The organism is Streptomyces sp. NPDC089919 (genome assembly GCF_040684615.1).
Classification (GTDB): Bacteria; Actinomycetota; Actinomycetes; order Streptomycetales; family Streptomycetaceae; genus Streptomyces.
In genome coordinates this window covers 1-6113 of the sequence record NZ_JBFBGK010000197.1, presented here as the reverse complement: position 1 = coordinate 6113, position 6113 = coordinate 1, and the positions used below count along the sequence as shown (strand labels likewise).

Here is a 6113-nt window from a genome sequence, read left to right as displayed (position 1 = left end):
CGCCCGCGCGCGGGGGGGCCGCGCGGGGGGGCGCGCCGCCCCGGGCGCGTCCGCGCGGGGCGGGTGGGCCCCGCCGCCGGCCCGCCGGGCCGCTCCCGGCAGCGGACCGCCCGTCACACGAGCCGGACGGCTCCGGAGGGACGGTCGTAGGCCAGGCTGCGCTCGACCACGCCGGTCGACGGGTTCTGCGCGCCGACGAACTTCCCGCCGCCGATGTAGATGGCGACGTGGTACGCGCTGCCCTTGCCGCCCCAGTAGAGGATGTCGCCGGGCTGGAGGGCGTTGAGGGAGACCTCCCGTCCGACGGTCGACTGGGCCTGGGAGACGCGCGGCAGACTGATCCCGGCCTGCTTGTAGGCCGCCTGGACCAGGCCCGAGCAGTCGTAGGCGCCCGGGGACGTGCCGCCGTAGATGTAGAGGCCCCCGACCTGGGACCGGGCGAACGCGACGGCCGCCGCGGCCCCCTGGCCCGGGGCCGGGACCGTGGACCGGGCCGTGCCCGCCTTGGACTGGGCGGCCTTCGCCCTGGCCGCCTTCTCGGCCGCGGCCTTCGCCCTGGCCGCCTTCTCCTTCGCGGCCTTCTCCTTCGCGGCCTTCGCCGCCGCCTCTGCCGCGGCCTTCTCGGCCGCCGCCTTCTGCGCCGCCTTCTCCGCGGCGGCCTTGGCCTCCGCCGCCGCCTGGGCATGGGCCTCGCCCGTCGCCGCGACGGCGTTCGAGGCCAGGGCCGAGCTGGAGCGGACGAGGGCGCTCAGGTCCAGCTCCATCGTGATGGTGTCGCGGTCCCGGTCGTCCTCCTGGGCGTCGGCCGCCACCGGGGAGACTGCCGCGATGGTGCCGAGCACGCCGGTGATCACACCGGCCCGCACGGCCGTGACGCCGTTCCTGCCGGCTGGTCGGCGGTGTCTGCCCGACCTGTCGGGCGGTGAGTGGGGACGCCATGACGTGCGACGTGAGTCGGCCGTGCGGTCGGCCGTGGCCGTGCGGGCGCGGTGGGACATGGGGAACCATCCTTTCGGTCGCCCCGCGGGGCGTTCTGGGTTCGGTGACGGAGCTGCCCGACGCGTCCGGTGACGCGTACGGGGTCGGTGGGATGTGGTGGTGGACGATCAGAGCGGGGGCCGGGGCGGGCCATCCGGCGGATCCCCGCCCGGCGACGAGGGATCGCCGGGGAAGGAGGGCGAGGGCGTCCCGCCCGGGTCCGGCAGCGGGTCGGTCGGGTCCGAGGGCTCCGGCGGGGCCGGGTCCACCGGGGTCTGCGGTACGGAGGGCGAGGCGGGCGGGGGCACCACGGGCGTCCCGCCCGGCCGGCCGCCGGGGCCGGGGGCCGTGTCCCGGCCGCCGGATCCGGTGGCCGCAGACGTGTCGGAGGTACCGGACGCGGCGCCGGCCGGGGTGCGGAAGCCCTTGACCGCGGTGTCCGCGAGGGCCGCCTTGGTGTAGGCGGCCCACACCCGGGCCGGGAAGCCGCCGCCACCGCCGGACTGGCCGCCCAGACCGCTCAGGCTCTGCTGGGCGTGGGTGACGGGATCCTCCCGGAAGAGGCTCACCGAGGTCGTCAGTTCCGGGGTGTAGCCGACGAACCAGAACGACTTGCCGTCGTTGGTCGTGCCGGTCTTGCCCGCGGCCGGCCGGCCGGCGGCCTTGGCCGCCCGGCCGCTGCCGTACGAGGCGTTCACGGTGGTGCGCAGCACGTCGGTGACGGTGTCGGCGGTCTTGGCGCTGAAGGCCCGCTTCGAGCCGCCTCCCTTCAGCTCCCGCTGCTCGTCGCCGTGGCTCATCTCCAGGACCAGGCGCGGGTCGTGCCGCACCCCCCGGTCGGCGAAGGTGGCGTAGGCGCCGGCCATGTCGAGGGCACTGGGCGTGGCGACGCCCAGGGGCAGGGACGGGACCGCGGTGAGCCCCGGGGTGGCGTCGGGCAGACCGGCGGCGACCGCCGCCTTGCGGACGGACCCGAGCCCGGTGTCCGCGGCGAGCTGCACGAACACGGTGTTGACCGACCGGGCCATCGCCTCCCGGACCGAGATCGGCCCGTAGCTCTTGCCGCCCTGGTTGCCCGGGGCGTACCCGTTGGTCGCCGTGTAGCCGTCGTTCCCGTCGTACAGGGTGCGGGTACCGATCTGCTGGCCCTTGCCGTTGCTGGCCTTGTCCTCCAGGGCGGCGGCGAAGGCGAAGGGCTTGAAGGTGGAACCCGCCTGGACGTCGCGCCGGGTCGCGTCGTTGACGAACTGCTTGAGGTAGTCGGGGCCGCCGTAGAGCGCGAGGACCTTGCCGGTGTCGTTCTCCACGGACGCCGCGCCCGCCCGCACGTTGCGGTCGGAGGCGCGGGTGCCCGGCTTCAGCTTGGAGCGCAGCTCCTTGTCGACGGCGGCGACGAGGTCGGCCTGCTTGGCCTTGTCGAAGGTGGTCTTGATCCGCCAGCCGCCGGCGTCGAGTTCGGCCTCCGTCACGGTGCCGTCGGCGATGAGGGAGGCGCGCGCCGCCTGCATCAGGTAGCCGTTCTGGCCGGCCATGCCCTCGTTCTGCTTGGGGGCGACGGGCTCGGGGAAGACGGCGGCCGCGCGCTGCTGGGCGGTGATGGCGCCCATCGCGCGCATGCCGTCCATGACGTAGTTCCAGCGGGCGACTGCGCGGTCGCGGTACTCGGGGGACTGCTTGACGTCGTACCTGCTCGGGGCGTTGAGCAGCGTGGCCAGGTAGGCGCCCTGGGCGGCGGTGAGGTCCTTGGCCTCCACCCCGTAGTACGAGGCGGCCGCCGACTGGATGCCGTAGGCGCCGCGCCCGTAGTAGCTGGTGTTGAGGTAGCCCTGGAGGATCTCGTCCTTGGACATCTGCTGGTTCACCTTGACCGCGATGAAGAGCTCCTTGAACTTCCGGGTCAGGGAGGTCTCCTGGGTCAGGTAGTGGTTCTTCACGTACTGCTGCGTGAGGCCGGACCCGCCCTGGCGGGAGCCACCGGTGACGTTGTTGAAGGCGGCTCGCGCGATGCCGCCGATCGAGATGGCGGGGTCGGTGTAGAACGTGCGGTCCTCGGCGGCGAGCGTCGCCTGCTGCGCGGCCTTGGACACCTGCTCCAGCGTCACGCTGGTGCGCCGCGCCACGCCGGAGCGGCCGATCTCGGTGCCGTCCCGGTAGAGCCACACGTTGCTCTCGGCCACGGCCTTCTTGTTGGGGTCCGGGACGTCGACCAGCGCGTAGCCCGCGCCGAACAGGCCCATCAGGAGCAGCAGCCCGCCCAGGAAGGACCACAGGAGCACCTTGGGGCGGGGCACGAAGCGGCGCCATCCGGTGCGGCGCGGGGTGGCCTCGAGGGCCTTGCCCCGGCGGTACACGGTGCCCCCGCCGTACGGTGCGGGGCGGGGGGCGGCGCGACGGGCCGCCCGTCCTGCTCCGGGGGGCGGCGCGGGCTCGCCGCCGGCGCCGTACGGCCGCCGGCCGCGGGGAGGTTCGCGGTGTGCACGCATGCCGCAGAAGCTACGGTCGCCCGCCCTAACGGAGGGTTGCCCACACCTCGGCGGCCGGTAACCGGGCGGCTCGTGGACACCTCCGGGCCGGCCGCACAGCATGGGTGGCTCCCCCCCGACCTCCCGAGAGGACCCCTGGCATGTATCCGATCACCGTTGTACCGGAGCAGGACTCCTTCACCTATCCCGAGCCCGCCCACCCGGAGCCCGCCCACCCGGAGCCCGTCCACGAGCGGTCGGCCTACGGCACGGCCCCCGCCGGCGGCTATGCGGGCGCCCCCGTGCTGACGGCCGTACCCGCGCCGTCCGGGGCCCAGGCGTACGTGGCCGTGCCGGCGCGCCCCGCCGTCTCCACGGTCAACACCCCGGTGTACGACGAGCTGATGGCCGACTGGATGGCCGCCGGCCGCTACTGGCCCGGAGCCGACCGGCACCCCGACTGGGCGGCCTTCGGCTACGACGCGCCGCACCTGTCCGCGGACCTGCGCCACGCCGGCCACGCCTCGGGAGCGTTCTGAGGCGGCGCCGGGAGCGCCGGTGGGGACGGACGGGCAGTCCGGCGGCCAGTCCTCCGGACGCGCCAAGGGTCCCGAAAGCCGTGGGCAGGCCCGGGCAAGGGTTCCGGCGCCGCCCGCCCGCCGCCCTTCGGCCTGCGCCGGCCCGGCGGCGGGCGCTCCGCGAGAGCGGCGCGGGTCCTTCCCCCCGTCGGGGGAGCGAGCGGGGGAGCACCCCCCTCCGCCGATCGTTCACCGCTCTCACCTGCTGTTTCTCCAGTCGACTCACTGTTGCTGTGACCCAGGTCACAGGACTTTGGTCCCATTACGAAGACTGCTAGTAGATGCCTCGGGGGAGCCGGGCCGACGTCTTCACCAGCGCGGCGGCGCGGCGGTGCGGGGGGCTGGGCGTCCCGCACGTCTACGAAGCGGTTTAGTGGCAAAGGGTGTTTGCGGGCCTCGGTGAGAGCTGGCTAGATCGGTGGGGAGCGGTCCGGACGTCCCGGCCCCAGCCGATGCGGACCGGCATCGACCGCCCCCGAACCCCCTTCAGGAAGGCCCCGTCATGTCCCGCGTTCCGATGCCCCGCCTCCGCCGCCGCAAGAGCACCACCGCCGGTCTCACGGCCGCCGCGGCGGTACTCGTCGCCGGCGGAGCCCTGATGGGTGCGGCGCCGGCCCAGGCGGCCACCCTCAGTCCCCAGCAGATCGCGCACCAGCTGATCCCGAACGCCGGTCAGTACGCGGCCTTCAGCTCGATCGTCTCCCGCGAGAGCGGCTGGAACCCTCGGGCCGTCAACGCCTCCTCGGGCGCCTACGGGCTCGGCCAGGCCCTCCCCGCCGCCAAGATGGCCTCCGTCGGCTCCGACTGGCGCACCGACCCGGCGACCCAGATCAAATGGGCCCTGAACTACATGGACACGCGGTACGGCAGCCCCGAGGCCGCCTGGTCCTTCTGGCAGACGCACGGCTGGTACTGACGGCTCCGACGGCCTAGGCGCATCGGCGCTGCGAAGCGCCGATGCGGCGGGCCGGGCGCCGCGCGTACGGTTCGGCCGGTGGGCGGCCCGGGTCACCCGGTCGTCGCTCCCGCGCCCCCGGGAATGTTCTGGCCGGAGCCCCCGTTCAGGCATATAGTTGAATCTTCAACGAACACGAGTAAGGGGACCGGCCATGCAGTTCGGGATCTTCAGCGTCGGTGACGTCACGACCGATCCGACGACCGGGCGGACGCCGAGCGAGCACGAGCGGATCAAGGCGATGCTGGCCATCGCGCAGAAGGCGGAGGAGGTCGGGCTCGACGTCTTCGCCACCGGTGAGCACCACAACCGGCCCTTCGTCCCCTCCTCGCCCACCACCATGCTCGGCTACCTCGCGGCCCGCACCGAGAACCTCATCCTCTCCACCTCGACCACGCTGATCACCACCAACGACCCGGTGAAGATCGCCGAGGACTTCGCGATGCTCCAGCACGTCGCGGACGGCCGGGTCGATGTGATGATGGGCCGCGGCAACACCGGGCCGGTCTACCCCTGGTTCGGCAAGGACATCCGCGACGGCATCGACCTCGCCATCGAGAACTACGCCCTGCTGCGCCGCCTGTGGGACGAGGACACCGTCACCTGGAAGGGCAAGTTCCGCACCCCGCTGCAGTCCTTCACCGCCACCCCCCGCCCCCTGGACGGCGTCGCCCCCTTCGTCTGGCACGGCTCCATCCGCTCCCCGGAGATCGCCGAACAGGCCGCCTACTACGGCGACGGCTTCTTCCACAACAACATCTTCTGGCCCGCCTCCCACACCAAGCAGATGATCGACCTCTACCGCCAGCGCTACGCCCACTACGGCCACGGCACCGCCGAGCAGGCCATCGTGGGCCTGGGCGGCCAGGTCTTCATGCGCCGCAACTCCCAGGACGCGGTGCGCGAGTTCCGCCCCTACTTCGACAACGCCCCCGTCTACGGCCACGGCCCCTCCCTGGAGGAGTTCACCCGCGAGACGCCCCTGACCGTCGGCTCCCCCCAGCAGGTCATCGAGCGGACCCTCTCCTTCCGCGAGTACGCCGGCGACTACCAGCGCCAGCTCTTCCTGATGGACCACGCCGGCCTGCCCCTGAAGACCGTCCTGGAACAGCTCGACCTGCTCGGCGAGGAAGTCGTCCC

Annotated in this window: 5 protein-coding genes; 3 read left to right on the top strand and 2 right to left on the bottom strand. The window is 73.5% G+C overall.

Annotated features, from left to right (window positions below; translation table 11 throughout):
- Positions 1–113 precede the first annotated feature (113 nt).
- Both AB0O40_RS37305 and AB0O40_RS37300 read right to left on the bottom strand, forming a co-directional pair.
- On the bottom strand, positions 114–866 hold the full coding sequence (locus tag AB0O40_RS37305; protein ID WP_365050639.1) for a C40 family peptidase: 753 nt from the start codon (positions 864–866) through the stop codon (positions 114–116).
- A 240-nt stretch (positions 867–1106) separates the two neighbouring features.
- Entirely contained in the window at positions 1107–3461 is a 2355-nt protein-coding gene (locus tag AB0O40_RS37300; protein WP_365050636.1) for a transglycosylase domain-containing protein, read from the bottom strand.
- Positions 3462–3601: 140 nt separating this feature from the next.
- Here AB0O40_RS37300 and AB0O40_RS37295 point away from each other — a divergent pair, with 140 nt between their 5' ends.
- The 3 genes from AB0O40_RS37295 to AB0O40_RS37285 form a co-directional block, all read left to right on the top strand.
- Positions 3602–3979 carry a hypothetical protein gene (locus AB0O40_RS37295; protein ID WP_365050633.1) on the top strand — a complete coding sequence of 126 codons (378 nt, stop codon included), beginning with the start codon at positions 3602–3604 and terminating at the stop codon, positions 3977–3979.
- A gap of 541 nt (positions 3980–4520) precedes the next feature.
- Positions 4521–4934, top strand: coding sequence for a transglycosylase SLT domain-containing protein (locus tag AB0O40_RS37290; RefSeq protein ID WP_365050630.1), 414 nt, complete (start codon positions 4521–4523; stop codon positions 4932–4934).
- 193 nt (positions 4935–5127) lie between these two features.
- Positions 5128–6113, top strand: a 986-nt coding sequence (locus tag AB0O40_RS37285; protein ID WP_365050628.1) for an LLM class flavin-dependent oxidoreductase, incomplete at its 3' end; no start/stop codon positions are given.